The organism is Saccharothrix mutabilis subsp. mutabilis (assembly GCF_039521145.1).
GTDB classification, from domain to species: Bacteria; Actinomycetota; Actinomycetes; order Mycobacteriales; family Pseudonocardiaceae; genus Actinosynnema; species Actinosynnema mutabilis.
The window spans coordinates 231,634-255,145 of sequence record NZ_BAAABU010000008.1; the positions used below are offsets into that span (position 1 = coordinate 231,634).

Genomic DNA, 23,512 nt, shown 5'->3' on the forward strand with positions numbered 1-23,512 from the left:
CTGCTGTGACAGTCCCCAGCAAGGAGAGCACGCTGAGCGCCGAGACCACACTCCGGCTTCCCAACCCCGCGCGGGTCGTCGTCCTCGTCTCCGGCTCCGGCACCCTGATGCAGGCGCTGCTGGACGCCGCCGCCGACCCCGGCTACCCCGTTCGGGTCGTGGCGGTGGGCGCGGACCGGGCCCGCATCGAAGGACTGGCCCGCGCCGAACGCGCCGGGGTCCCCACCTTCAGCGTGCGCCTGAAGGACCACCCGACGCGCGACGAGTGGGACACCGCCCTCGCCGACGCCGTCGCCGCGCACGAGCCCGACCTGGTGGTCTCCGCCGGGTTCATGAAGATCCTCGGACCGGCCTTCCTGGCCCGCTTCGGCGGCCGGATGGTCAACACCCACCCCGCGCTGCTGCCCGCCTTCCCGGGCGCGCACGGCGTCCGCGACGCCCTGGACTACGGCGTCAAGGTCACCGGCGCGACCGTGCACCTGGTGGACGGCGGCGTGGACACCGGGCCGATCCTGGCCCAGGAAGCCGTCGTCGTCGGTGACGGTGACGACGTCGACAGCCTGCACGAGCGCATCAAGGTGGTGGAGCGGCGGCTGCTCGTCGACGTCGTCGCCCGCCTGGCCCGCGAGGGCTGCACCGTGAACGGACGAAAGGTGAGCATCCCGTGACCACTCCTGCCGAGAGGCGACCGGTTCGTCGGGCCCTGATCGGGGTGTCCGACAAGTCGGGGCTGCTGGAACTGGCCACCGGCCTGCACGCGGCCGGAGTCGAGATCGTCTCCACCGGCGGCACGGCCAAGACCCTGGCCGACGCGGGGGTGCCGGTCACCCCGGTGGAGAGCGTGACCGGGTTCCCCGAGGTGCTCGACGGCCGGGTGAAGACGCTGCACCCGCGCGTGCACGCCGGCCTGCTCGCCGACACCCGCAAGCCCGAGCACGTCGAGAAGCTGCGCGAGCTGGACATCGCGCCGTTCGACCTGCTGGTGGTGAACCTCTACCCGTTCACCCAGACGGTGGCGTCCGGCGCGTCGCCCGAGGAGTGCGTCGAGCAGATCGACATCGGCGGCCCGGCGATGGTGCGCGCGGCGGCGAAGAACCACGCGAGCGTGGCCGTGGTCGTGGACCCGGCGCGGTACGCCTGGGTGCTCGCGCAGGTCGCCGAGGGCGGGTTCACCCTGGCCGACCGGCAGGGCCTGGCGGCGGCGGCGTTCCGGCACACCGCGTCCTACGACGTGGCCGTGGCGTCGTGGATGGGCGGCGTGCTCAGCCCCGACGACGAGGGCTCCGGCTTCCCCGGCTGGGTCGGCGCGACGTGGAACCGCAAGCAGGTGCTGCGCTACGGCGAGAACCCGCACCAGAAGGCGGCGCTCTACACGCAGGGCGACGGCCGCACCGGCCTGGCCACCGCGCAGCAGCTGCACGGCAAGGAGATGTCGTACAACAACTTCGTGGACGCGGACGCGGCGTGGCGCGCGGCGTGGGACCACACCCTGCCGTGCGTGGCGATCATCAAGCACGCCAACCCGTGCGGCATCGCGGTGTCCTCCGTGGACGGTCCGGGTGCCATCGCCGACGCCCACCGCAAGGCGCACGCGTGCGACCCGGTGTCCGCGTTCGGCGGCGTCATCGCGGCCAACCGCGAGGTGACGGTCGAGCTGGCCGAGCAGGTCGCGGAGATCTTCACCGAGGTGATCATCGCGCCGTCGTACGCCGACGGTGCCGTGGACGTGTTGGCGCGCAAGAAGAACGTGCGCATCCTGGTCGCGTCCGAGCCGTCGCGGGGCGGTGCGGAGATGCGCGCGGTGTCCGGCGGGTTGCTGGTGCAGACCGTGGACACCATCGAGGCCGAGGGCGACGACCCGGCCAAGTGGACCCTGGCCTGCGGCGAGCCGCTGGACGCGGCCGGCCTGGCGGACCTGGCCTTCGCCTGGCGCGCGTGCCGAGCGGTGAAGTCGAACGCGATCCTGCTGGCCTCCGGCGGCGCGACCGTCGGCGCGGGCATGGGCCAGGTCAACCGCGTGGACGCGGCCCGACTGGCGGTGGCCCGCGCCGGCGACCGGGCCCGCGGGTCGGTGGCGGCGTCGGACGCGTTCTTCCCGTTCCCGGACGGGTTGGAGGTGCTGCTGGAGGCGGGCGTGCGCGCGGTCGTCCAGCCGGGCGGTTCGGTGCGGGACGCCGAGGTGATCGCGGCGGCCGAGGCGGCGGGCGCGACCGTGTACCTGACGGGGACGCGCCACTTCGCCCACTGAGCTTGAACCGAAGCCGCGCGGTCTCTTCCGTTGAGACCGCGCGGCTTTCGCGTTACTTGGCGACCATCTCCTCAGCCGCCTTGCGGACCACGGCCTCCGCGTCCGCGACCGGGAACGGGCTGTCGGTGATGAAGCCCTTGTCGCGCCCGAAGTACTCGATCGAGTAAACGACCTCGCCCTTGCGGACCACGAGGCCGACGTGGGTCTTGTCGGAGGTCGCGCTCGGCTTGATGAACATCGCCTCGTCGCCCAGGCCCTCGGTGGGCTTGGCCTGGTCGCCGGACAGTTGGGTCTGGCTGCCGAACGTGCTCCGCGCCTGCTCCTCGTTCTTCGCCTTGTCCTTGTTGAACACCCGGTAGTCGTAGACGTGGATGCTCAGCTTCCGCGGGTTCTTGCCGTCCTTGCCCTTGGCCTGCTCCCACATGCAGAGGCTGTGCTTGAGCCCGGACCGGCCGTCGTCGGGCTTGATGGCCAGGCGGAAGCTGCTGGTCTTCGCCTGCTGCTTCAGGCTGTCGCTGATGGCGCACGCCTCGGTGGGCTGCTCGCCGGGGCCGTAGCCGACGTCCTCGGTGTACTCCAGGTACATCGAGCCGACGACGCCGCCGATCGCCAGGACCACGACGCCGACGATGATGCCGACGACCAGGCCGGTCCGCTTCTTCTTGGGCGGCTGGGGGCCGTAACCGCCGGGTGCGCCGAAGCCGGGGCCGGGACCGGAGCCGGGTCCGGGACCGAAGCCAGGGCCGGGGCCGAAGCCGGGACCGTGGCCGGAGCCGGGTCCGCCCTGCGGCCACGGACCGCCCTGCGGCTGGCCGGGTCCATGGCCGGGCTGTTGTGGCTGCTGGGGCCAGTTCTGAGGAGCGTTCACGGTTCCCCCCGTGTGTCGCGGAAGCGTCGGGCCGCAGTCTGCCAGTCACCCGGTCGTGGCCATTGACACCGGGTGGTCCGGAGGCGATAAGATCGTGCTGTCGTTCGAACAGGTGTTCGACGGACAGGTCGCCGGCTTCCCACGGCGATCCGCGCACAGGGGTGCGCGCGGATTCGTGGGAGGAGGGTTGGTGTCGTCCAGGTCGGCAACGGCGACGTTGGTCGCGCTCGGGGTAGGCGCGGCCGGCGAGTCGGCCACGGCATCGGCTCGGGCTCTGCCGGTTCGCGGGGAACTGGCGGAGATCCTCCCGTGGGGCGGCCTGCGGCGGGGCAGCACGGTGTCGGTGCGCGGGTCGACATCGTTGCTGCTCACGCTGGTGGCCGAGGCGACGGCGGAAGGGTGCTGGGCGGCGGTGGTCGGTCTGCCGCGCTGTGGTGCGCTCGCGGCGGCCGAGTTGGGGGTGGCCGTCCACCGTCTCGCGCTGGTCCCCCGTCCTGGTCGGGACCAGGGCGAGGTCGAGCGCACCGTGGCGGCGTTGCTGGACGGCTTCGACCTCGTGTCGGTGGCCGCTCCGGTGGCGCCCGCGGCAGCGCGCAAGCTCTCCGCGCGGGCACGGCACCGCAAAGCCGTCCTGCTGCCGTTCGGGATCGGCTGGCCCGGTGCCGACGTGGAGCTGCGCGCCGCCTTCAGCCGGTGGACCGGCCTGGGCGAGGGCCACGGCCTGCTCACCGGCCGCACCGTGACCGTCCGCGCGTCCGGCCGGGGGGCTGCCGCGCGCGAACGGACCGCGGTGCTGTCCCTGCCAGGCGTTCCCGCGCGGGGAGGGGCGTCCCTGCCCGCTCCCGACCCCGCGCGGGAACAGTCCTGGCGACCGACCGCGACCGGTGAGCGCGTGCTGCAACCGGTCTCCGCGGAAGCGGGGTGACCGCGGTGCTGCGACGTCTCCTGGCCGCCCTGTCCTGCTCCGCGCCCGGCCTCGCGCCGTGGCGGACCGGCGGGTGGACCCGTTTCGGAGGTGTGCCCCGATGACCGGCTACACGCTCGCCGTCTGGTGCCCGGACTGGCCGGTCGTCGCCGCCTCCGCCGAAGCCGCCCTGCCGCCGCACGTGCCCGCCGCCGTCATCCGCGCCAACGAGGTCGTCGCCTGCTCCGCCGTCGCCCGCGGGGAGGGCATCCGGCGTGGCCAGCGCAAGCGCACCGCCCAGAGCCAGTGCCCCGAACTGGTGATCTTCGAGCACGACGAGGTCCGCGACGCCCGCCTGTTCGAACCGGTCGCCGCCGCCGTCGAGGAGTTGGCGCCGGGCATCGAGGTGGTCCGCCCCGGGCTCGTCACGGTCGCCGCGCGCGGCCCCGTCGGCTACTGGGGTTCACCCGAACGGGCGGCGGAGCGGATCGTGGACCACGTCGCCGTGCACGCCGGCGTCGAGGCGCAGGTGGGGTTCGCCGACGGCCTGTTCGCCGCGACCCTCGCCGCGCAGCGCGGTCTGGTCGTGCCGCCCGGCGGCGCGCGCGAGTTCCTCGCCCCGCTGGGCGTCCACGAGCTGGACCCGCCCGCCGAGCACCGCCCGGACCGCGCCGACCTGGTGGACCTGTTGCGCCGCTTGGGCCTGCGCACGCTCGGGGCGTTCGCCGCGGTCCCGGAGCGGGACGTCGCGAGCCGGTTCGGCCGGGACGCCGTGCTGGCCCACCGCCTCGCCGGCGGCCTGGAGGAACGCCCGCGCGTGCGGCGCCGGCCGCCGCCGGAGCTGTCCGTCACGCAGACCCTCGACCCGCCCGTGGACCGGGTCGACGCCGCCGCGTTCGCCGCGAAGGCCCTGGCCGAACGCCTGCACCGGGCGCTCGCCGACCGCGGCCTGGCCTGCACGCGGCTGGGCATCCGGGCCACCACCGAGAACGGCGAGCAGTTGCGCCGCGTGTGGCGGTGCGCGGACCCGCTGACACCGCAGGGCATCGCGGACCGGGTGCGCTGGCAGCTCGACGGCTGGCTGACCCGCGAACGCCTCACCTCCGGCCTGCACCTGCTCCAGCTCGACCCGGAGGAGGTCGTCGACGCCGCCGCGCTCCAGCTCGGCCTGTGGCCGGGCGCGGGCCAGGACCAGGGCGAGGCCGCCGAACGCGCCGCCCGCGCGATGGTGCACGTCCAGGGCCTGCTCGGGCCGGACGCCGTGGTCACGCCGGTGCTGCAGGGCGGGCGGGGACCGGTCGACCGGGTGCGCCTGGTGCCGTGGGGTGACGAGCGCGTGCCCACGACCGACCCGGACCCGCCGTGGCCGGGCCGGCTGCCCGCGCCGTCGCCGGCGACGGTGTTCGCGTCCCCGGAGCCGGTGGTGCTGGTGGACGAGGCGGGCGGCGACGTCGTCGTCACCGGGTACGCGGAACTGGTCGGCCGACCCGCCCGGATGGTCCACAGCGGACAGAGCAGGCGGGTCGTGGCGTGGTCCGGGCCGTGGCCGGTGGACGAGCGGTGGTGGGACGAGGGCACCGCCGTGCGGGCGGCGCGCCTACAGGTCCTGGGCGCCGCGCCGGACGGGGAAGAGTTGGCCTACCTGCTGATCCGCGCGGGCGGGAAGTGGGCGGTGGAAGGGGTGTACGACTGATGTCCGCGGACTTCTTCGAGACCGGCGACTGGCTGGACGGCTACGAACCCGGCGCGGGCGGCCTGGGCGCGGCCTTCGGGAGCACGCCCGACGCCGCTGTCGAGCCCGCGCACCCCGCGCGCTTCGGGTGGGCCCCGCCGCTGATCCCCCTGCCCCGCCGCGCCCCCGACGAGCTGTTCTGACGTGGGCTTCAGCAACCCGCCGGTCCGCTGGTCGGAGCTGGAACGCGCGCTGTCCGGCAAGCCGCAGCCGCCCGACGGCGGCGACAGCCCGGCCTGGACCCGCCACCGCGAGCGGTACGAGGCGCCGGCGGAGTTCGCGGTCAAGGTGGACGAGCTGGGCGCGACGCGCGCCCGCGTCCCGTACGTCGAACTGCACTGCCACTCCAACTTCAGCTTCCTCGACGGCGCGAGCCACCCCGAGGAGCTGGTCGAGGCCGCGCAGCAGCTCGGCCTGGACGGCATCGCGATCACCGACCACGACGGCATGTACGGCGTGGTCCGGTTCGCCGAGGCCGCGAAGGAACTCGGCGTGCGCACGGTGTTCGGCACCGAGCTAAGCCTGGGCCTGTCCGCCCCGCAGAACGGGTTCGCCGACCCCGCGGGTGAGCACCTGCTGTTGCTGGCCACGAACCCGGACGGCTACCACGCGCTGTGCCGCACGATCACCACCGGCCAGTTGGCGGCGGGCAGCGAGAAGGGCCGGCCGGTGTACGAGCTGGAGCAGGTCGTCGCGGACACGCGGGACGAGTGCGTAGTGCTCACCGGGTGCCGGAAGGGCGCGGTGCGGCGGGCGTTGGCGTCCGGAGGGCCGGAGGCGGCGTTCGCGGCATTGCGGCGGCTGGTCGCCCTGTACGGGGCGGACCGCGTGCACGTCGAGCTGACCGACCACGGCTACCCGGAGGACGGTCCGCGCAACGACCTGCTCTGGGGCATGGCGGCGGAGCTGGGGCTGCCGACCGTGGCGACGAACGCCGTGCACTACGCCGTGCCGTCGCGCGGGCGGCTGGCGGCGGCGATGGCGGCCGTGCGGGCGCGGCGCAGCCTGGACGAGATGACCGGGTGGCTGCCGCCGGGGCGCACCGCGTGCCTGCGGTCGGGGGAGGAGATGGCGCGGCGGTTCGCCCGGTTCCCCGGCGCGGTGCAGCGCGCGGCCGTGCTCGGCCTGCAGTGCCAGTTCGACCTGAAGCTGATCGCGCCCGAGCTGCCGCCGTTCGACGTGCCCGAGGGCGAGGACGAGAACAGCCACCTGCGCAAGCTGACCTACGCCGGCGCGCGTCGGCGGTACGGCTCGCCCGAGGAGAACCCCAAGGCGTACCGGCAGATCGAGCACGAACTGCGGATCATCGCCGAACTGGGGTTCCCGGGGTACTTCCTGGTGGTGCACGACATCGTGGACTTCTGCCGGCGCAACGACATCCTGTGCCAGGGCCGGGGGTCGGCCGCGAACTCGGCGGTGTGCTTCGCGCTGGGCATCACCAACGTCGACGCGGTCCGGTTCGACCTGCTCTTCGAACGCTTCCTCGCGCCGGCCCGCGACGGGCCGCCGGACATCGACCTGGACATCGAGTCGGACCGGCGAGAGGAGGCCATCCAGTACGTCTACGGCAAGTACGGGCGGCGGCACGCGGCGCAGGTCGCGAACGTCATCACCTACCGCGCGCGGTCGGCGATCCGGGACGTGGCGCGGGCGTTGGGCCACTCGGTGGGGCAGCAGGACGCGTGGAGCAAGCAGATCGACCGCTGGGGACCGTTGCGGTCCACTTTGGACGCTGCCGAGATCCCGCGCCCGGTGCTGGAACTGGCCGCGCAGCTGGAAAACTCGCCGCGGCACCTCGGCATCCACTCCGGCGGCATGGTCATCTGCGACCGGCCGGTGAGCGAGGTGTGCCCGGTGGAGAACGGGCGCATGAAGGACCGGACCGTGTTGCAGTGGGACAAGGACGACTGCGCGTCCATCGGCCTGGTCAAGTTCGACCTCCTCGGGCTGGGGATGCTCTCGGCGCTGCACTACGCGATCGACCTGGTGCGCGAGCACGAGGGCGTCGAGGTGGACATGGGTCGCATCGACCTGAACGACCAGCGCGTGTACGAGATGCTGCAACGGGCCGACTCCGTGGGCGTCTTCCAGGTCGAGAGCCGGGCGCAGATGGCGACCCTGCCCCGGCTGAAGCCGCGCGAGTTCTACGACCTGGTCGTGGAGGTGGCCCTGATCCGGCCGGGCCCGATCCAGGGCGGTTCGGTGCACCCGTACATCCGCCGCCGCAACGGCCAGGAGCAGTGGACCCACGACCACCCCCTCCTGGCCGGCGCGCTGGAGAAAACCCTCGGCGTGCCGCTGTTCCAGGAGCAGTTGATGCAGATCGCCGTGGACGTGGCCGACTTCACGCCCGCGGAGGCCGACGAGCTGCGGCGGGCGATGGGCGCGAAGCGGTCGACCCACCGCATGGAACGCCTGCGCGACCGCTTCTTCCAGGGCGCGCTGGCCAACGGGCTGGACGAGGAGCTGGCGGAGCAGATCTACGCGAAGCTGTTGGCGTTCGCGAACTTCGGCTTCCCCGAGAGCCACGCGCTGAGCTTCGCGCACCTGGTGTTCGTGAGCGCGTGGTTCAAGCTCTACCACCCGGCGGCGTTCTGCGCGGCGCTGCTGAGGGCCCAGCCGATGGGCTTCTACTCACCCCAGTCCCTGGTCGCCGACGCCCGCCGGCACGGCGTGCGGGTGCTGGGCCCGGACGTCAACCGCAGCCTGCCGCACGCCACCGTCGAACGCGTGGACGGCGAGCCCGCCGTCCGCATCGGCCTGGCCGGCATCCGCGACATCGGCCAGCGCCTGGCGGAAACCCTTGTCGCGGAACGCGCTTCCGGTCCCTACCGCGACATGGCAGACCTGGGTTCCCGGGTCCGCCTGACCACCAGGCAGGCGGAATCCCTGGCCACCGCGGGCGCTTTCGCCGGTTTCGACCTGGATCGCCGCCAGGCCCTGTGGGCGGCCGGCGCGGTGGCGGGCATCCGCCCCGACCGCCTGCCCGGCACCACGGTCGGCACCACCGCCCCCACCCTGCCCGGCATGGACGGCGTCGAGCTGGCGGCGGCCGACGTGTGGGCGATGAGCCTGTCCCCGGACACGTTCCCCACGGAGTTCGTCCGCGACCGCCTGGACGCGTTGGGCGCGCTCCCGGTCGCGGCCCTGTCGACGGTGCCGGACCGCACGGTGGTCCTGATCGGCGGGGCCGTGACCCACCGCCAACGCCCGGCGACCGCGGGCGGCGTGACGTTCCTGAACATCGAGGACGAGACGGGCATGGTCAACGTCGTCTGCACCACCGGCCTCTGGACCCGCTACCGCAAGGTGGCCCGCACGAGCCCGGCCCTGCTGGTCCGCGGGGTGCTGGAGAAGGCGGAGGGCGTGATCAGCCTGAGAGCCCAACACCTGACCCGCCTGGACCTGAGAATCCCGACCCGCTCCCGAGACTTCCAGTAACCCACCACGCCACACCTGCCGCCCGCCGCCCGCCGAGCCGCCGCCGGTCGCCGGCCGAGGCGCTGCGGGTCGGTGCTGCGCATGCGCGATCGGGGTGGCGGCTAGAGCCAGGCGCACCGCTGCCAGACCCGCCTCCGCGACCCCGACCAGGTCCGCGCGGGACCGGCCAAGCCGCGCGACTGGCAAGCGCTCCCGTCCGGGCCAGCGGCATCCCGGCCGGCTGCATCCCGGCCGGCGGCATCCCGGCCAGCGGCATCCCGGCCAGCGGCATCCCGGCCGGCGGAATCCGGGCCGGCGATATCCCTGCTGGCGGCATCCCGAGCGGACTGCGGGGTTGCGGGCGGGGTTCGGGTGGGGTGGTTCGCGCGGTGTTCCATGTTTCACCGAGGGGCGGTAACGGTGTTTTCGTACAGTTTCACGTTTCTTTCACCGCAAAGAGTGATCATGACCGGCTGTACGTCGCGAAAGTCACCCCTGTCGCGAAAACCCTACTCTCCACCTTCGCGAACCGTTGAGCAGGGAACTCCCCGTCGAACAACGGCACACCCCTCCCCAGGACGATCGGGTGGACCTTCAGGATCAACCTGTCGATCTCCGGCACCAGCGCCGCCGCCAGCTTGCCCCCACCGCACAACCAGATGTCCAACCCGGACTCCGCCTTCAACGCCCGCACGGCCGACAAGGCATCCGCCACCACCGTCACGTCCTCAGGCGCGCCGGTCAAAGTGCTCGACACGACGTACTGCCGCAAGTGCGCATAAGGGCTCGGCAACCCGCCGGGCACCTCATACGTCGCCCGCCCCATCACCACCGTGTCGAACGTCCGGTTCGGCTTCTCGTCCAAGCCCAAGGCCTGTCGCGCCACGGTCGGCAAAGCGTCCGGGTACTCCTCGAACAACGCCGTCATGTGGTCGCCCTCGAACAGGAAATCGTTGTACGTCCCGTCCGGCGCGGCGATGAAGCCGTCGAGGGACATGGCGACCATGTAGGTCAGGTTTCGCAAGATCGGCTCCCCAAGCTCCGGTAACAACGACGACTGTAGTACTCTGCCTGTAGTGGTTGTCAAGCGAACGCCTCGCGGACGTGCTCGGGCCCGTCCCGGCGGAAGACCTCGCCGTCCGGCTGCTCGACCTCGACACCGGTGAACTGGCCTGGTTCGCCGACACCCGCGCCTGGAACCGCCAAGCGCGGGAACCCTTGCGCCACTACCGCTCCTGGTGGCAGGGCCGTCGCCTGATCTCGTCCCCGAAGCCGCGCCTGGCCGAACTCCAGCGCCGCCTCACCCGCCACCTGCTCGACCGGCTCGACGTCCACGACGCCGCCCACGGCTTCCGGCGCGGCCGGTCGACCGGCACGTTCGCCGCGCCCCACGCAGGCAAACCCCTGGTCGTGCGGGTGGACCTCGAAGGCTTCTTCACCTCGGTCACCGGCACCCGCGTCCGCGGCCTGCTGGAGTCCCACGGCTACCCGCCCGCGGTGGCCGCCGCGATCACCGGCCTGCTCACCACCCGCACCCCGCCGGACACCGCGCTCCGGGCCGACTGGCCGCTGCGCCGCCGCCTCGCCGCCCCGCACCTCCCGCAGGGCGCGCCCAGCTCACCGGCCACCGCGAACGTGATCGCCCGCAACCTCGACCGCCGCCTCACGGGCCTCGCGCGCAGCCTGAACGCCACCTACACCCGCTACGCCGACGACCTCGCGTTCTCCGGCCCGGCGGACCTCCCCCCGCACCGCTTGCTGCCCGGCGTGCGCAAAGCCGTCCACAGCGAGGGTTTCCGCATCAACCCGGACAAGACCCGGATCACCGCGCGGCACCAACGGCAACGGCTCGCCGGGCTGGTCGTCAACCACGCGCCGGCGGCGTCCCGCGCCGAGTACGACGACCTGAAAGCCGTCCTGCACAACTGCGCCCGGCACGGGCTGGAGTCGCAGAACCGCCACGGCCACCCGGACTTCCGGGCGCACCTGCGCGGCCGGGTGGAGTGGGTGTCCGCCGGACGCCCCGCCCGCGCCGCCGAGCTGGCGGCGCTCCTGGACGCGATCAGCGGCTGAACGGGCCGCCGATGATGGTCATCGCCACGACGATCACCGAGAACCCGAACCCCGAGTAGAGCAGCGCGTCCACGCTCCGGCTGCGGATCGCGATGAGGCCGGCCTGCTCGTCGGTCACCAGCACCCGCAGCAGCGCCGCGAGCAGCAGCGCGACGCCGATCAGCACCGCGCCCTGCCGCCAGTGGTACTGCACGATCCGCACGATGCCCAGCACGACCACCGCGACCACCAGCGCGAACGGCAGGTGCTGCCCCGCCGCGGACCGCCAGCGCTGCTCCGGCATCAGCTCCACCGCCCTCAGCCCTCCACCGAACCCGAGCCCGAACCCGAGCCAGAACCCGAACCCGACCCCGAGCCGGAACCCGAGTCGGCAGCCGCCACGCCGCGCTCGGCGGCCTCGACGGTGTTGGTCAGCAGCATCGCGATGGTCATCGGCCCGGCCCCGCCGGGGATCGGCGCGAGGAACCCCGCCACCTCGGCCACGTCCGGGTGCACGTCGCCCACCAGCCCGGCGTCGGTGCGGGTGATGCCGACGTCCACCACGGCCGCGCCCGGCTTCACCATGTCCGCGGTGATCAGGCCGGGGCTGCCCGCGCCCGCGACCACGATGTCCGCCCGCCGCACCTCGGCGGCCAGGTCCTTGGTGCCGGTGTGGCACAGGGTGACGGTCGCGTTCTCGCTGCGTCGGGTCAGCAGCAGCCCGATCGGCCGCCCGACCGTGACACCGCGCCCGACCACGGTCACGTTCGCGCCCGCGATCGGCACGTCGTAGCGGCGCAGCAGCTCGACCACGCCGCGCGGGGTGGCGGGCAGCGGGGCCTCGTCGCCGAGGACGAGCTTGCCCAGGTTGACCGGGTGCAGGCCGTCGCCGTCCTTGGCCGGGTCGATGCGCTCCAGGATCGCGTTGGCGTCCAGGTGCTTGGGCAGCGGGAGCTGCACGATGTAGGCGGTGCACGCGGGATCGGCGTTCAGCTCGTCGATGACGGCTTCGAGCTGCTCCTGCGTGGTGTCGGCGGGCAGGTCGCGGCGGATCGACGTGATGCCGACCTTCGCGCACGCGGCGTGCTTGCCCTTCACGTAGGAGTGGGAGCCGGGGTCGTCGCCGACCAGGACGGTGGCCAGGCCCGGCGTCACCCCCCGCTCGGCCAGCTTCGCGACCCGCGCCCGCAGGTCGTCGAAGATCGCGTCCCGGGTGGCCCTGCCGTTGAGGATCGTCGCCGTCACGCGCCCCATCTTCGCATCACCGGCGGCTCGGCAGCGCGGCGACCGCCACCGCCGCCAAGGTCAACACCGTGCCCACGACGGTGAGGACCGACAGCCGCGAACCCGCCGCCGGAACGACCGCGTCGACCGCCACCGCGCCCACCAGCTGGCCCGCGACCTGCGTCAACCCGACCAGCAGCACGCCGGTGTAGCGGACGGCGAGCACCGCCGACCCGATCGTGCAGACGCCCAGCGCGCCACCGGCGTAGAACCACGGCTCGCTCGGCGCGGCGGTCGGGAATCCGCGCACCGCCACGTCCACCGCGCACACCACCAGCAGCACGGCGGTGCCGGTGGCGAAGTTGACCAGGGTCGTCACGCGGGTGCTGCCCGCGGCCTCCCGGACCAGCCCGTTGACCGCCTGTTGCCAGCCCAACCCCAGCCCCGCCAACGCGGGCAGCACCGCGAGCCACAGCGCGGCCGGCGAGCCGAAGTCGTCCGCCACCGCCACGGCCACCGCGGGCACCGCCAGCACCGCGCCCACCACGCGCGGCACGGTCAACGGCTGCCGCGTCGGCCCGAGCCCCGCCCGGTCCACCACCAGGCTGCCGACCACCTGCGCCGCCACCACCGCCACGGTGAACGCGGCGACGCCCAGCGCGGCGACCGTCAGGCCCTGCGCGGACACGAAGAACGCCCCGCACGCGCCGCCGACGCACTGCCACCACCGGATCCGCCCGCCGCGCAGGGCGTCCCCCAGCCGCCGCAACCCCTTCCGCCCGCTCTCGGCCGGCAGCACGACCAGCAGCAACAGCGCCAACCCGCCGCCGAAGGACACCAGCGCGGCCAGGAACCCGTCCCGGAACACGTGCCCCAGCTCGCCGTTCAACCGGCCCTGCACCGCCAGGAACACGCCGCCGACGAACGCGACCCCCGTCCCGACGACCTTCTGCCGCGTCTCAACCAACGGGGGCGCTCTCCGGCTTGGGCGCCCGCACCCGGCTCGCCAGCACGACCCCGAGCACCGCCGCCGCCGCGCTCGCCCCGGCCGCCGCGGCCGGTCCGACCAGGTCCAGCAGCCACCCCGCCACCGGCAGGAACGCCGCCTGACCGGCGGTGGTGAACGCGCCGAGCCAGCCGAACGCCTCGGCCTTGCGCCCCTCCGGCGCGATCTCGCTGATCCGCGTGTTGTTGGCGGCGATCGCGGGCGCGATGGCCATCCCGCCCACCCCGAGCACCAACCCGATCAGCCACACCGACGACGGCTGCGTGACCGGCGGCAGCACCGGCACCAGCGCCACCACGCCCAACGCCAGCAGCACCATCCGCCGGGTGAACCGCGGCTCCCCGTGCAGCCCGCCCGCCACCAGCCCGCCGACGACCGACCCGACACCCCACACCGCCGTCAGCACACCGGCCAGGCCCGGCGACCCGAGGTCCCGCGCCCACGCGATGATCACCAGGTCGATGGTGAGCAGCGACGCCACGATGCACAACCCGGTGGACAACGCGAACACCATCGGGGGATCGGCCAGCAGCGTCCGCCCCGAGTGCCTCGCCCCCGACGGCACCGGCTCGTCCATCCCGGCCCGCCGCAGCGCCGCCCGGAACCCGAACGCGCCCAGCACGGCCAGCGCGCCGCACATCCACAGCGCCGCGTACGGGTTGAAGAACGCCACCACCATCGCCGTCAACGCCGGCCCGATGACGTAGATGACCTCCTGCATGGACGCCTCGACGGTGAACACGGCGGTGCCCGCCGACCCGGTGGCCATGCGCGGGTAGGTGGCCCGGCTGATCGGCGTGACCGGCGGCATCATCACCCCGGCGACCGCCGCCACCAGCACCGACAGCGGCCACCACGACGGCGGCAGCACCAGCGGGACGACCCCCGCGGCCAGGATCGCCGCCCCGTAGCCCAACGCCGTGACCAGCAGCAACCGGCTCGCCGGACTCCGGTCGGCGGCCCGGCCGCGCACCGGGCTCGCCACCCCCAGCCCGACCGCGAACGCGCCGCCCACCAGACCCGCCGCCGTGTACGAGCCGGTCCACCCCGCGATCATGAACGACGAGGCCAGCGGGGTCCCCGGCATGTGGATGCGGCCCAGCAGCGACCACATGAGCAACGCGGGGAGTCCTGGTACGGACGCGAGTTCGCGGTAGGGCCGGAGCACGACCCCCACTCTGCACCCCACCCCCGACAAAACCGGCCCGAATATCGACGGGAACCCGGAGGCCTCGGCTAGCGTCAGCACCTCCTGGAGGCACAAGCGAGGGGATAGCTGTGACCGATCCCACGGGACGCCGGGCCGAGCTGGAGGCTCGCAACGCCGCCATGCGCGAGCACGTCGACAGCCTCCTCACGGAGCTGCGCGCCAAGACCGCGCAACTGCACGAGACCGCCGCGCGGGCCCAGGCGGTCAGCGCCACGGCGGTGTCCCAGGACGGCAGCGTCCGCGCCTCGGTGGACTCCACCGGCGCGTTGACCTCGCTGGAGTTCTCGCCCAACGCGTTCGAGCGCACCACGCCGGAGAAGCTGGCCCGGCTCACCACGGAGACCGTGCTGCGGGCCGTCGCCCAGGCCCGCGCCGAGGTCACCGAGGTCCTCGCACCGGCCCAGGAGGGCGCGAGCGTCGACCTGTCGGAGTTCCTGCCCGGCGTGCCGACGCTGGCCGACCTGATCCCGCAGCCGCCCGCCGTGCCGACCGCGACGCCGCCGCGCCGGGCCCCCGCTCCGACCGATGACGACGACGGCGACACCATCATGGACAGGAGTGGCTGGTGAACGGCGGCTTCCAGGTAGACGTGGCCGGCATGCGGCGCGGTGGTGCGCAGTTCAGCGCGGCCGGCGACGCCCTGACCGGGGTCTTCGAGGCGTTGAACGGCGCGTTGCAGGCCGAGGGCCAGTGCTGGGGCGGTGACGAGTCGGGGCAGGCGTTCGCGCAGCAGTACGTGCCGAACTCCACGGCGACCCTGGACGCCTTCAAGAACCTGGCCAAGGCGTTGCAGGACATCCGGACCGGGGTCGACGAGTCGGCCGCCGCGTACGAGGGGTCCGACCAGGGCAACGCGACCGGGATCTCCCGGACCTACTGACGTTTTCGGCTGAGGGGCGCGAGCGGTGGGCATCGAGATCCCGAGCGAGGTCACGTGGCTGTTCCCGATCGTGGTCGGGCAGAGCTGGCCGGAGGGCGACGAGACGGCGCTGCGGCGCATGGCCGACGCCTACCGGACCGCCGCGCAGGGCGTGAAGTCCGTGATCGACGAGGCCAACGGCGCCGCGTCCACGGTGACCGCCAGCCAGACCGGCGAGGCGGTGCGGCGGTTCGAGGAGTACTGGGGCAAGTTCGCCGGCGGTGACGACTCGTACCTGCCGAAGCTGCGGGAGGTGTGCGAGCAGCTCGCGGAGAGCTGCGACAACTCGGCCCTGGAGGTCGAGTACACCAAGTTGTCGATCATCGCGTCGTTGATCGCGCTGGCGATCGAGATCGCGGCGCTGATCGCGGCGGCGTTCGGGACGTTCGGCGCTTCGACCGCCGGCATCCCCATCGCGCAGCAGGCGACGCGGTTGATCGTGCAGTTCACGTTCCGGCAGCTGGTGCTGGCGATCCTGCGCGAGGTGGCCATCTCGGTCGGGATCGACGTGGTGATCCAGGGCATCCAGGTGGCGCGCGGGGACCGTTCGCAGTGGGACTGGGGCAAGACCGGTGAGGCGGCCGTTTCCGGGGCCGTGTCGGGTGTTGTCGGCGGGTTGTCCGGTGGGTTGAAGTTCGAGGGCGGCGGCCTGGCCGGGCAGATGGCCGTGGGTGCGACGCGGGGTGCCGTCGAGGGTGCCGCCTCGACCGTCGGCACGGCCGCGGTAATGGGTCAGGACATCAGCGCGCGGGACGTGCTGCTGGGTGCGACGTCCGGTGCGGTCTCCGGTGGCATCGGGGGCGCGAAGGACGGCCTGACCGTGGAACCGCCGAGGGTGACCGCGGGAGACCCCGTCTCCCGTCCGCCGGACATCGGCCCGTCTCCCGCTCCCACCGCGCCCGCTGCCGCTGCTGCTCCCGGCGGCCCTTCCGTTCGCCGGGACGGCCTGAACCCGGTCGGCAGGGACACCACGACCACGTCGGCGGTCTCCGCTCCGCCCGCCCCGAGTCCATCCGTCGCCGCGCCGCCACCGTCGGTCGGTGGTGACTCTTCGCCGCCACCCGTGGGTTCGGGCGGGCGGGCAACCGTTCCGACGGCTCCGGTGGTTAGCGGGACGTCGTCCATCACCGGCCGTCTGGGCGCACCGAGTGCCGCGCCCAGCACGCCGGCGGGCGGCCCTGCTCCGGTCGGTCGGACGCCTACGACGTTCAGCGGGACTCCGGTCCCGGGTGGTGCTTCGCCCGGGGTGCCGCACTCGCCGACTCCGGGGGTCGGGAGTTCTGGCGGTCCGGGGGTTGGCGGGGCTCGGCCGGGTGTGCCGGTGTCCGGGCCGATGCCGACGTTCGGGGGGACGACTCCCGGTGCTCCGGCTTCCCCGGGATCCACGCCAGGCACCCCATCCACAGGCAGCCCAACCGCCGGCACCCCACCACTGTCCGCCACCACTCCCGGCAGCCCGCCGCTCGCCGGCACCACACCGGGCGGACCGCCGCCGGCCGGCACCCCGATGTCCGGCGGCCCGACCGCGACCGGCGGCCCGACTCCGACCGGCGGCCCGACCGCGACCGGCGGCCCGACCGCGACCGGCGGCCCGACTCCGACCGGCGGCCCGACTCCGACTGGTGGCCCGATTCCGACCGGTGGCCCGACTCCGACCGGTGGGCCATCGCCTACCGGTGGCTCTTCGTCGGTCGGCGGTCCGGCTGCTACCGGTGGGCCGACTCCCGGGACCGCGCCGGTCGCCGGTGGGCAGGTTCCGGGCGGCCACTCCGGGGGGAGTGCTGCCGCTCCGGGCGGTGTCTCGCCGACTCCCGGTGGTCCCGTCGGCCAAGGGCACTCCGGGCAGGGTGGTGCGCCGATGGGGGCCGGCGGGGTCGCGCCTCCTCCGATGGGGGCCGCCGGTGGTCCTGCCGCCGGCGGTGGCGGTGGTGGGCGTGGGCCTTCCGCTCCCGTGGGTGGGTTCTTCAGCGACCCGAACCCGGGTGGTCGGGACCAGGGCAACCGTCCCCACGACTCCACGGGCGCCAGTTCGGTCACCGGGATCCCGTCCCAGCCCTACGCGGACGCACCGCACATCCCGCACCAGAACTCCCCGGTCATGCCCGAACAGCGCGGCCCGTCCACGCAACAACCGGGCACGCCGCCGCCCGCCGGCTTCGGCCCCCAGCCCGGCCAACCGGGCGGGTTCGGCCCCCAGCCGGGCGGCTTCGGCCCCACCGGCCACCAGCCCGCACCCACCGCGACACCGGCACCATCCCCGCGCACCGAGCCGACGCCACCCGCCCCGCGCACCGAAACCCCGGCCGCCCGAGGCACCGAAGCCCCGGCCGCCCGAGGCACCCAGAACCCGCCCCCCGGCAACAACACCACGCCGGCACCCGACACCACCCCGACCCCGGAACCGACCGCAGGCCCCACCCCGGACGCGCCGACCGACGCCACGCCGGACACCACTCCGGACACGCCGACCGACCCCACCCCCGACCCGACCTCGAACACGCCGGCCGACACCACCCCCGACCCCACCCCGGACACGCCGGCCGACACCACCCCCGACACCACTCCCGACACCACCGGCGAGCCGGGCGACGAGCACACCCCGGCCGACAGCCACGAGTGGCCCGAGGACACCCAGCCCACCCCACCCCCGGCGACCGACCCCTTCCCCCACAAGGGCGTCTGGGGCAACCCCGCCGGCGTGGTCCCGGGCTTCTCCCACGACGGCCCCTACCACTCCTTCCACGACAGCACCGGCCCCACGGACCGCGAAGTCGGCACCTACGACCAGCGCGCCGCCGCCATCGTCGAACCGACCTACCAGCCCTACGGCCCCCACGGCAGCTACGAGCCGTTCATCCAGGCCCACTCCAAGCCCGACGGCTCGATCAACTGGCCCCCGAACCAGGGCGCCGACGGCCCCCGCGTCGTGGTCGAACTGCCCGCCGGCACCGTCCTCGACCGGTTCGGCAGCCCCCAGGGCGACTTCCTCTCACCGCTCGACACGGACGGCAACGCCTACGGCTTCGGCGAGCGCGCGATCCTCCCGGACAGCCTCGGCAAGGGCTACCACGTCTACGTCCTCGACGCCCCGCTCACCGTCGAGCTCGCCCCGGTCGCCCCGGCCTTCGACCAACCCGGCGGCGCGCGCCAGCTCCAGCCCGTCGCGCACCCCGACCTGGTGGACCCGAACACCGGCCAGATGAGCGTCCAGCGCCTGATCGACCTGGGCCTGATGCGCGAGGTGGACGTCCCGCCCGCCGACGGCAAGGTGCTGCCGCCCGACTTCGGCACCTTCGACGAGAACGGCGACGTCCGCACCCCCGACCCCGTCACGGTGGACGAAGCCCGCAACGGCGCGTTCGACGACTACGCGCCGCACGAGCCCGCCCGCGACCTCGGCCCGGTCGCCCACCAGGGCCCGATCCCGCTCGGCGAGGTCTCGCAACGCGTCGACCAGGCGATCCGCAACAGCCACGTCACCGACGCCGGCGTCGCCCTCCACACCGAACCGCACCTCAACGACCTGGCCCGCCGCATCCCGCCCACCGACGGCCACGCGGTCCTGGACATCCACACCGACGGCGACGGCGTCCGCATCGGCGACCGGCACTACACCCGCGCCGAACTGGTCGAGCTGATCACCAACCACCCGGGCCTCGCGGACCGGCCGCTGGTGTTCGTCGGCTGCGACGCGGCGGCCGGCGGGGAGAACAGCCTCGCCGCGCACGTCGCCCGCGAGACCGGCCAACCCGTCATCGCGCCGGACCGCCTCGCCTGGTCCGACCAGCACGGCAACCTCTACTCCAGCTCCCCGGCCGAGTCCGGCGGCCCGCGGATCCCACCGGACGGCGGCTGGCACCGGTTCGAGCCGGACGGCACGAGCACCCCGGTCGGCGAGCACGGCATGCCGCCCGGCCACGAGCCCAAGGGCGACCTCGCCACCGGCGAGCACCGCGGCCGGCTCGACATCGAGCCCCAGGTCCAAACGCCCTGGCAGGAACCGCGGACAACGCACCGGCAGACCGTCCAGACCACCGAGTCGCTGTTCCGCCAGGGCGACCTGCCGCGCGACACCCGCATCGAGGTGCGGAACCCGAACGGCGAGGTCCGCACGGTCGTCCACGTGGACGCCGACGGCAACGTCTTCGTCGACGCCATCGCCCCCAACACCCGGCACGGCGACAACCCGGAGGTCCTGCACCCCGCGCCGAACGCCCACTACCGCGTCGAGACCGGCCACCGGCACGACGTGTTCGTGGCCAACCCGGACGGCACCCGCCAGACCACCACCGACACCATCAAGATCGGCGGCCAGGACGTCCAGGTCCAGCGCACGGTCTTGATCGACCCGCCGCCGCCCGCCGCGAACGGCCGCGTCACCATCGACCGCGACCACCCGATGGCCCCGAAGCCCGGCGAGGCGTTCACCGCGCGCACGGACCTCCCGCCGGACACCCGGATGGACGTCTACGACACCGAAGGCAACCACCGCGGCACCGTCCAGACCGACGGCGACGGCCGTCCGAAGTGGATCGCCGCGCCGGACTTCCTCGGCGACACCCGCAACCCCGAGGTCACCCACCCGGTCCCCGGCGCGAACTACAACGTCGACCGCGGCCCGCTGCACCAGGAGTTCACCACCGACGCCGACGGGCACCCGCAGAACGCCGTCGACCGCGTCGAACCGCCCACCGCGCAGCAGAAGTCGGTGGACGACCTCAAGCAGGGCCAGCCGTTCAGCCGGCCCGGCCAGGTGCACGATGCGAACACCGAGTACGTCGTCACCGACGAGCACGGCCAGCGCCGCGGCCGGTTCCTCACCGACGACGCCGGGCACGTCGTGTTCGAGGAGACCCACTCCGGCCAGCGCAGCCGGGTCAACGCCGAGATCGCCCAGGCCCCGTCCCACGCCCAGGTCACCTCGGACGGCTTCTACGGCCTCGGCCGCGCCGAACAACCCACCCGGACCTGGCCCGCGCCCGCCAACGAGGTCAAGCTCACCCTCGAACGGACCAAAGTGGACGGTGAGTACGCCTACTCCGTGAAGGTCACCGGCGACACCTCGACGTGGACGCCGCAGCAGCACGCCGCGGTCACCCGGCCCTTCGGCAACAGCGACCCGTTCGCGGGCCGCGCCGACCTGCCGCCGGGCACCCGGTTCGTGCTGGACGACCACAAGGAGCAGGGCTACGGCACGTTCCAGACCGGCGACGACGGCTCGGTGGGCTTCGTGCACACGTTCCGCCCGTTCAGCCCGGACCTGAACCTGCCGCTGCCCAACGCGGTCCTGGTCGCCGACAACGACATGTGGCGGGGCCGCACCAACCGCGACGGCGAGACGGTCGCCACGACCGGCCGGCCCGACCTGTCCTCCGGCGGCGCGATCCGCCGCGACGGGGCCGCCCAGGTCGAGGTCGGCACGCACGGCGAGGTCGACGGCAGCGGCAAGAAGCTGTCCGACGGCGGCCACCACCAGGGCAACGAGCTGGGCTTCCCGGGCGAGGCGGCCAACCAGTCCAGCCAGCAGCGCGACCAGAACCAGGGCAACGGCCGGCCCGCGTTCGCCACCGACGAGACGTGGCACCGGATGGAGCGGGACCGGTCGAAGTTCATCAAGGCCGGCGGTACGGTCGAGATCATCGACACCTTCGCCCTGCGCGACCCGCTGACCCGGCACCCGCACACGTACCAGACCCGCTGGCGCGTGACCCGCGCGGACGGCACGACCGAGATCTACGTCAGGAGCTACCCCAATGAGCACAACGCAGCCCTCTGGCCAGTCGGCTTCTGAGCGGCACGACGAGCTGCTCCAGGTCATCGGCGGCCTGCTGCTGGACGCCGCTCCCGACGGGTTCCGCCGCATCGACCTCCTGGTGCGGATGACGGTCGCCGTGCAGGACCTCGCGCTGACCGTCTACCTGCCGGACGGCTCGACGCCCGAGGTGCTGCCGCCGGAAGGGTTGGCGGAGGCGTTCGCGCAGCTGCGCCAGGCCAACTACCAGCCGGGCCGGGGCGCGTGGTTCTCGTGCCGGTGCGTGGTGAACGCGCCGCTGCGCATCGACATCACCTACAACTTCGACCACGACCCGCAGTTCGACCCGCCGGTGCCGGCCGCGGACTTCGCCCGCGACCTGGCGGCGTTCCCCCGGGACGAGGCGTTCGTGCCGGACTGGCTGCGGGCCAAGCTCGCCGAAGCCGCGACCGAGGAGCAGAACGCATGACCGCGCCGCAGTTGGACACCGAGGACCAGAACGCGATCCTCGGCTCCGTGACGACGCTGCTGGTGCAGCGGCTGCGCGGCGACTGGGAGCAGCTGTTCGTGGACTTCCGGATGGTCGGCCGGTACCTGGAGGCCGAGGTGTCCGGCCTGACCATCTACGGGTCGTCGTTCCAGTGGCGGCTGCCCGACGAGGCGCTGCCGTTCTTCGTGCAGCTGCGCGAGGGGATGGCGCGGCCGGGCGGCGGCACGTGGCTGTCGATGAAGTTCCACCTGGTGCACCCGGACACGTACTCGGCGGAGTTCAACCGCGACACCGACCCGGACTGGGTCTCGCCGCCGGACGCCGAGCACTACGCGCGCGAACTGGAACTGCACCCGCGGGACGCGGTCCCGGCCTGGCTGGCGCGGAAGGCCGGCCTCCCCGAGCCGCCGCCGACCCCGACCGCCGAGCCGCCCGCCCCCGCCGCCGAGCCGCCCGCCGCTCCCGCCGCCGAGCCGCCCGCCCCCGCCGCCGAGCCGCCCGCCGCCGAGCCGCCCGCCGCTGCCGCCACCTCGGAGCCGCCGACCGCGCAGATCCCGGTGCAGTCCCCGGCGGAGGGGGTCGCCGACCTCATCGCCGCGCCGCTGTTCGACGGCCTCGACGCGCAGGGCGTGCCGACCTTCGCCGACCGCCCCCGCCCCCACCCGCAGGAACTGGACGACCTCCTCGCCTACCTGGACGCAGCGCCGGTCGTGCTGGCCGCCCGCTCCTACGGCAAGGACGTGTTCACCCCGGACGCCAGCCCCGGCGTGCCGCTGTCCTTCCACACCGACGGCACCTGGGTGTGGCCCGGCGGCGTGGCCTACTACCTGCGCCACCACCACGTCCCACCGGTGCCGCAGCTCGTCCAGCACATCCGCGACAACGGCTACGCCGTCCCGCCGGTGTCGCCGCAGGCCGAGGCCGCCGCCACCGCCGTCGCCACCGGCCAGGCCGAGAGCGCGCCGCTGCCCCCGCACACCCCGCGCGTGATCACCGACGCGGACCGCCGCGCGCTGGACCGGCTCAAGGCCCGCCTCGACCACTACGGGGTCGCCGAGCACGAGTACGGCCTGGTCGAGCCCCGCCCGGACGCCCTGGTGCTGGAGCCCGCGCCCGGACCGTCCGGCTGGCAGGTCCAGTTCTGGGACGCCGACCGCGGCCCGCACGGTCGCCCGAAGGTGTACGAGCACGCCGTGGACGCGGCGAAGGTGCTGCTCGCCGAGCTGCTGTGGCGCGACGACCGGGACGCCGAGCGCGCCGGCGGCCGGGCACGGGCCGAGCAGCCGGTGGTGCAGCCCGTGGCGGACATCCAGCCGCTGCCCGACGAGCCGCCGCTGTCGCTGTTCAGCGACCGGGAGGCCGTCGTGCTGCCCGCCGGGACCGAGCTGGACCGGTTCGGGGCCGAGAGCGGCAACCTCGTCTACGCGGCGGGCACCACGTTCGGCCGGCGGTCGCTGCCACCGGATTGGCTGAACCGCCGCTACCACGTGTATCGCGTCCAGCAACCGGTGCCGGCGGTGAAGGGCGTCGCCGTGCCGTGGTTCGGGCAGGCCGGCGGGGGCACCGGGTACTTCCTCGTGGCGTCCGTGCGCGACCTGCTGGCCGACGGCCGGCTGCAAGAGATCGACAAGGCCACGACGCCGCCACCCGCGGTCTAGGGACGGTCGCACCCCGTGGTTCGTCCGTT

17 protein-coding genes and 1 pseudogene are annotated in these 23,512 nt (G+C 73.9%); 12 read left to right on the top strand and 6 right to left on the bottom strand.

Going from position 1 to position 23,512, the window contains the following annotated elements; all coding sequences use genetic code 11:
* Nucleotides 1-5 precede the first annotated feature (5 nt).
* Both purN and purH read left to right on the top strand, forming a co-directional pair.
* A complete protein-coding gene (purN, locus tag ABD126_RS20370; RefSeq protein WP_343935438.1) occupies nt 6-668 on the top strand; it encodes a phosphoribosylglycinamide formyltransferase in 663 nt (220 codons plus the stop codon).
* A complete protein-coding gene (gene purH / locus ABD126_RS20375; RefSeq protein ID WP_343935439.1) occupies nt 665-2,248 on the top strand; it encodes a bifunctional phosphoribosylaminoimidazolecarboxamide formyltransferase/IMP cyclohydrolase in 1,584 nt (527 codons plus the stop codon). Before purN ends, purH begins: the two co-directional genes overlap by 4 nt.
* Nucleotides 2,249-2,300: 52 nt before the next feature.
* Here the strand turns inward: purH and ABD126_RS20380 are convergent, their stop codons facing one another.
* On the bottom strand, nt 2,301-3,116 hold the full coding sequence (locus tag ABD126_RS20380; RefSeq protein WP_343935440.1) for a hypothetical protein: 816 nt from the start codon (nt 3,114-3,116) through the stop codon (nt 2,301-2,303).
* 190 nt (nt 3,117-3,306) lie between these two features.
* Between ABD126_RS20380 and ABD126_RS20385 the strand changes: the two genes are divergently transcribed.
* The 4 genes from ABD126_RS20385 (at nt 3,307) to ABD126_RS20400 (ending at nt 9,193) form a co-directional block, all read left to right on the top strand.
* The gene (locus ABD126_RS20385; protein WP_343935441.1) at nt 3,307-4,041 is read left to right on the top strand and encodes a hypothetical protein; all 735 of its coding nucleotides are present in this window, start codon (nt 3,307-3,309) and stop codon (nt 4,039-4,041) included.
* A gap of 100 nt (nt 4,042-4,141) precedes the next feature.
* Nucleotides 4,142-5,713 (top strand): DNA polymerase Y family protein, encoded by a 1,572-nt coding sequence (locus tag ABD126_RS20390; protein ID WP_343935442.1) that lies wholly within the window; start codon nt 4,142-4,144, stop codon nt 5,711-5,713.
* Nucleotides 5,713-5,895 (top strand): hypothetical protein, encoded by a 183-nt coding sequence (locus ABD126_RS20395; protein ID WP_343935443.1) that lies wholly within the window; start codon nt 5,713-5,715, stop codon nt 5,893-5,895. Before ABD126_RS20390 ends, ABD126_RS20395 begins: the two co-directional genes overlap by 1 nt.
* 1 nt (nt 5,896) lies before the next feature.
* Nucleotides 5,897-9,193 carry an error-prone DNA polymerase gene (locus ABD126_RS20400; protein ID WP_343935444.1) on the top strand — a complete coding sequence of 1,099 codons (3,297 nt, stop codon included), beginning with the start codon at nt 5,897-5,899 and terminating at the stop codon, nt 9,191-9,193.
* Nucleotides 9,194-9,635: 442 nt separating this feature from the next.
* On the opposite strand, the gene ABD126_RS20405 is transcribed toward ABD126_RS20400, so the two are convergent.
* Nucleotides 9,636-10,196: a dihydrofolate reductase family protein gene (locus ABD126_RS20405; protein WP_343935445.1), complete on the bottom strand. Its 561-nt coding sequence runs from the start codon at nt 10,194-10,196 to the stop codon at nt 9,636-9,638.
* 56 nt (nt 10,197-10,252) lie between these two features.
* On the opposite strand from ABD126_RS20405, the gene ABD126_RS20410 reads away from it, so the two are divergent.
* A complete protein-coding gene (locus ABD126_RS20410; RefSeq protein ID WP_343935446.1) occupies nt 10,253-11,245 on the top strand; it encodes a reverse transcriptase family protein in 993 nt (330 codons plus the stop codon).
* Here ABD126_RS20410 and ABD126_RS20415 read toward each other — a convergent pair.
* The 4 genes and pseudogenes from ABD126_RS20415 to ABD126_RS20430 all read right to left on the bottom strand — a co-directional run bounded on the left by ABD126_RS20415 (nt 11,235) and on the right by ABD126_RS20430 (nt 14,631).
* Nucleotides 11,235-11,528 carry a DUF3017 domain-containing protein gene (locus ABD126_RS20415; RefSeq protein ID WP_343935504.1) on the bottom strand — a complete coding sequence of 98 codons (294 nt, stop codon included), beginning with the start codon at nt 11,526-11,528 and terminating at the stop codon, nt 11,235-11,237. The two genes, ABD126_RS20410 and ABD126_RS20415, sit on opposite strands and share 11 nt — an antisense overlap.
* Nucleotides 11,529-11,620: 92 nt before the next feature.
* A pseudogene (locus tag ABD126_RS20420) lies at nt 11,621-12,469 on the bottom strand (bifunctional methylenetetrahydrofolate dehydrogenase/methenyltetrahydrofolate cyclohydrolase); the annotation flags it as partial.
* A 16-nt stretch (nt 12,470-12,485) separates the two neighbouring features.
* Nucleotides 12,486-13,415 (bottom strand): DMT family transporter, encoded by a 930-nt coding sequence (locus tag ABD126_RS20425; RefSeq protein WP_343935447.1) that lies wholly within the window; start codon nt 13,413-13,415, stop codon nt 12,486-12,488.
* A complete protein-coding gene (locus tag ABD126_RS20430) occupies nt 13,408-14,631 on the bottom strand; it encodes an MFS transporter (RefSeq protein ID WP_343935448.1) in 1,224 nt (407 codons plus the stop codon). The genes ABD126_RS20425 and ABD126_RS20430 overlap by 8 nt, the downstream gene beginning before the upstream one ends.
* 101 nt (nt 14,632-14,732) lie before the next feature.
* Between ABD126_RS20430 and ABD126_RS20435 the strand changes: the two genes are divergently transcribed.
* Genes ABD126_RS20435 through ABD126_RS20455 form a run of 5 tightly spaced genes read left to right on the top strand, consistent with a single transcriptional unit; the run spans nt 14,733 to nt 23,483 of the window.
* Nucleotides 14,733-15,233, top strand: coding sequence for a YbaB/EbfC family nucleoid-associated protein (locus ABD126_RS20435; protein ID WP_343935449.1), 501 nt, complete (start codon nt 14,733-14,735; stop codon nt 15,231-15,233).
* Nucleotides 15,230-15,544, top strand: coding sequence for a WXG100 family type VII secretion target (locus ABD126_RS20440; RefSeq protein WP_343935450.1), 315 nt, complete (start codon nt 15,230-15,232; stop codon nt 15,542-15,544). The genes ABD126_RS20435 and ABD126_RS20440 overlap by 4 nt, the downstream gene beginning before the upstream one ends.
* A gap of 25 nt (nt 15,545-15,569) precedes the next feature.
* Nucleotides 15,570-21,374, top strand: coding sequence for a WXG100-like domain-containing protein (locus ABD126_RS20445; RefSeq protein WP_343935451.1), 5,805 nt, complete (start codon nt 15,570-15,572; stop codon nt 21,372-21,374).
* Nucleotides 21,337-21,804, top strand: coding sequence for a hypothetical protein (locus tag ABD126_RS20450; protein WP_343935452.1), 468 nt, complete (start codon nt 21,337-21,339; stop codon nt 21,802-21,804). The genes ABD126_RS20445 and ABD126_RS20450 overlap by 38 nt, the downstream gene beginning before the upstream one ends.
* Nucleotides 21,801-23,483 carry a glycohydrolase toxin TNT-related protein gene (locus tag ABD126_RS20455; protein WP_343935453.1) on the top strand — a complete coding sequence of 561 codons (1,683 nt, stop codon included), beginning with the start codon at nt 21,801-21,803 and terminating at the stop codon, nt 23,481-23,483. The genes ABD126_RS20450 and ABD126_RS20455 overlap by 4 nt, the downstream gene beginning before the upstream one ends.
* Nucleotides 23,484-23,512: the final 29 nt, after the last annotated feature.

Bases quoted from the DNA above. Each gene is read 5' to 3' on its own strand.
- ABD126_RS20390 (WP_343935442.1), top strand. From the start codon at position 4,142: ATGACCGGCTACACGCTCGCCGTCTGGTGCCCGGACTGGCCGGTCGTC.
- ABD126_RS20395 (WP_343935443.1), top strand. From the start codon at position 5,713: ATGTCCGCGGACTTCTTCGAGACCGGCGACTGGCTGGACGGCTACGAA.
- ABD126_RS20415 (WP_343935504.1), bottom strand. From the start codon at position 11,528: ATGCCGGAGCAGCGCTGGCGGTCCGCGGCGGGGCAGCACCTGCCGTTC.
- ABD126_RS20450 (WP_343935452.1), top strand. From the start codon at position 21,337: ATGAGCACAACGCAGCCCTCTGGCCAGTCGGCTTCTGAGCGGCACGAC.
- ABD126_RS20455 (WP_343935453.1), top strand. From the start codon at position 21,801: ATGACCGCGCCGCAGTTGGACACCGAGGACCAGAACGCGATCCTCGGC.